A 1,650-nucleotide genomic window follows, 5' to 3' on the forward strand; every position below is an offset into this window, starting at 1 on the left:
GCGACGACGATGCGGAGGTCGGGGTTCTGGAGGAGGGCCCAGATGGGGAAGTCCTTGGCGACCCGGACGGACTTTCCCTCCTGGGGAGCCATGGAGATGATGAGGCGGGCGTCGGGGGTGTCCCACGCGGTGGTGAGGGCCTGGTCGACGAGGTTCAGGGCGGGGGTGTTGATGGTGGTGGGGGTGATGTGGTGGGCGAGGTGACCGGGGGCGGGGAACCGTGGTGGTGGTGCGGGCTCGAAGGCGCGGGCGGCGTGTTCCCACGGGTTGGTGGTCACCGTTGACCACCGTCCGGGGTGTCCTGCATTCGGGCGCGCTCGTAAACAGGAGCGTTCGCAATGCAGGGTATCACACCGCGGCCCTCCGTCCCGGGCGGTCCTCGGCGGCGCGTCGCTCCATCATGGTGGCGATGTCACCGACGGCGTAGACGGGCACACCGCGTGCGTCCCACCCACGTTCGGGGATGGCCCGTTCGACAATCTCGGGCGGTTGTGGCCACGGTCCGTGGTTGCCGGCGTCATGCCAGGCGGTCCACGCGTCCTCCCACCGGTCGCACCGGCGGATGGATTCCTCGTGGGCGCGCTGGTCGCGGTCGACCCATGTCCAGAGGGTGGACTTGGGGAGGTCTGGCCAGATGGTGAGCGCGTTCGCGAGGGTGACGAGCACGTCGGGGCGGACCTGGGGGAGGAGCTTGATGGTGTGTCGTTGGGCGAAGGCGAGGCGGGTCCAGGATTCCCACTCGGTGCCGCACCGGGTGCACCGGGCGATCTCGGAGAGTCCGTCCTCGCGGGGGGTCCAGTCGCGTTCGGCCCAGTCGCGGACGATGGTGCCGCCGCAGTGGATGCAGGGGCCGGGTTCGCGGCGGGGGAGGAGGTGGGCGACGCTGCGGGCCTTGTGGCGGAGTTTGCGGATCGCGGCCCGGTAGTCGTCCCAGTGGGAGGCGTGGGGGTTGTGGGCGGCCCAGAGGATGTGGCCCTTGAGGTAGTCGGCGGGGGCGATGGTGCGCGCGTACCCGGTGGCGGCCCAGGTGTCGGCCCACTCCTGGAGGGTGTGGTGGATGTCGGCGGGGGTGGGGTGGTTGGTGGTGTCGCCGGGGGTGCCGTGGACGAGGATCTTGTCGTACCGGGCGGCCTTGATGGTGATGGGTGGGTTGGGTTGGTAGTGGGTGAGGGCGTTGAGGATGTCGTCGATGACGTAGTGTTCGGCGCGGACGCAGGCCTCGCAGATCAGGAGCGACGTGCCGGTGGGGTGCGGTTGGCCCTTGTGCTGGACGATGCACGCGGGGCATGTCTCGGGACACTCGGAGCAGTAGTAGCCGTGGTCCTCGTCGTAGAGCTGCCAGTCGTGGCGGTGCGTGTCAACCATGCGTGGCCCTCTCGATTGCAGCCTTGAAGTCCGCCCATGTGTGAGTTACCGGCTGGCTCACTTGCCCACCTCCACGAACTCCACGTCCACGCCGAACCTGCGCGCCCACGCCGTAGCAGCCGCGAGGGAGCCGGCGAACTCGTGCGGCTGATTCCACCGACTCCCGGCGAACGATGCGCTGCACACTGGACATGTCAGCCACGTGCATGTGCGGGATTTGCAGTGGCGAACCATCTTGTTCCTGCGCTTACATGCGGGACAGGTCGCAACCCCAAACTCGCTCAT

1 protein-coding gene and 1 pseudogene are annotated in these 1,650 nt (G+C 68.6%); one reads left to right on the forward strand and one right to left on the reverse strand.

Translation table 11 applies throughout. From position 1 onward, the window contains the following. Nucleotides 1-278: terminase (locus EOL86_14635; protein ID NCD26809.1), on the reverse strand; the 278-nt coding region annotated here is incomplete at its 3' end. 582 nt (nucleotides 279-860) lie between these two features. Here EOL86_14635 and EOL86_14640 point away from each other — a divergent pair. Beyond that, nucleotides 861-974 (forward strand): annotated as a pseudogene (locus tag EOL86_14640) (heterocycloanthracin/sonorensin family bacteriocin). Nucleotides 975-1,650 lie beyond the last annotated feature (676 nt).

The sequence above is a fragment of the Deltaproteobacteria bacterium genome (genome assembly GCA_009930495.1).
GTDB lineage: Bacteria > Desulfobacterota > Desulfovibrionia > Desulfovibrionales > Desulfomicrobiaceae > Desulfomicrobium.